The 1,172-nt window shown below is 28.0% G+C and carries 1 protein-coding gene; it reads right to left on the bottom strand.

All coding sequences use genetic code 11. The features are described from left to right. Nucleotides 1–1,106 (bottom strand): IS3 family transposase gene (locus tag QX51_RS10475; protein ID WP_152607233.1). Its coding sequence is split into 2 segments (ribosomal slippage), with 1,107 coding nucleotides annotated over them: nt 1–818 and nt 818–1,106; the frame shifts between segments, so codons are not numbered across the junction. This gene is flagged as partial in the annotation. Between the last annotated feature and the right edge of the window lie 66 nt (nt 1,107–1,172).

Raw genomic sequence — 1,172 nt, 5'->3', positions numbered from 1 at the left:
CTGTATTCTTTCTTTGTTATAATAATCTATATATTGAGATACAATTTCAATCACCATTTTACTTGATAAATTCTTTAATCCTTGAGAATAGAATGCTTCTGTCTTCAATGATGAAAAGAAACTTTCCATAGCAGCATTATCATGGCAGTTACCTTTTCTAGACATGCTCATAGTTATCCCATTTTGTTTAACAAAATTTTGAAAGTTTGGACATGTGTATACAGCACCCTGATCTGAATGTAATATTAAATCTTTGTATTTTATTGATATGATAGCTTCGCTAAGTGTATCCTTAACTAGTGGTACTTCTTGATTATCAGCAATTTTATAAGCAACAATTTCTCCATTAAATCCATCCATAATAGCAGATAAATATAAAGTTTTATTACTGAACTTTAAGTATGTAATATCCGTGAACCATTTTGTATTAGGTGATTTAGCTATAAAATCTCTTTTTAATATATTAGGTGCAATAACTGATGTAGCTCCGCTATTGAATTTTCTCTTTTTTCTGCGAATTTTTGCTAAAATATTATTTTTGTGCATAATCCTAAGTACTTTCTTATGATTAATCTTAAATCCCATAGATTTTAATACAGCATGAACTTTCCTATATCCATATCTATATTTATTGATTTTGCATGTATCTATGATAGATTTTTCTTCCTCAGAAATTTCTTGGTCTGATGAATTTAACCATCTATAAAAAGTAGTTTTAGGCAGATTTAAAGCAGTGTATATTTGCTTATTACTGTATATTTTTCTATATTGATTAACTATTGATTTTACTATTTTTGCATCAACATCCTTTCTATCTCTTGGTACTTTCCCATTATGTCTATACGTGCTTTAAGTTGTTTATTTTCCATTCTAAGTCTTTCTATTTCAGACTCTTCTAATACTCCCTTACCGTAGGTATATTGTTTACCGACAGGTTGATTGAATCTATGGGTTTCACCTTTTTTATACCATCTCAACCATGTCATAATTTGAGATTTATTTTTTATTCCTAGTTTATTCATAACTTCTTTTGTAGTACTACCATTTAATTTCATATCTATAGCTTTCCATTTTATTTCTGGTGAGTAGTGTACTCTTGTACTCATAATAAAATAACCTCCTTTAAAATCATACATATAGTATGTTTCAAAAGAGGTTGTTTTATTTATTCC

The sequence above is a fragment of the Terrisporobacter othiniensis genome (genome assembly GCF_000808015.1).
GTDB lineage: Bacteria > Bacillota > Clostridia > Peptostreptococcales > Peptostreptococcaceae > Terrisporobacter > Terrisporobacter muris.
This window is presented reverse-complemented; position numbering and strand designations above follow the sequence as displayed.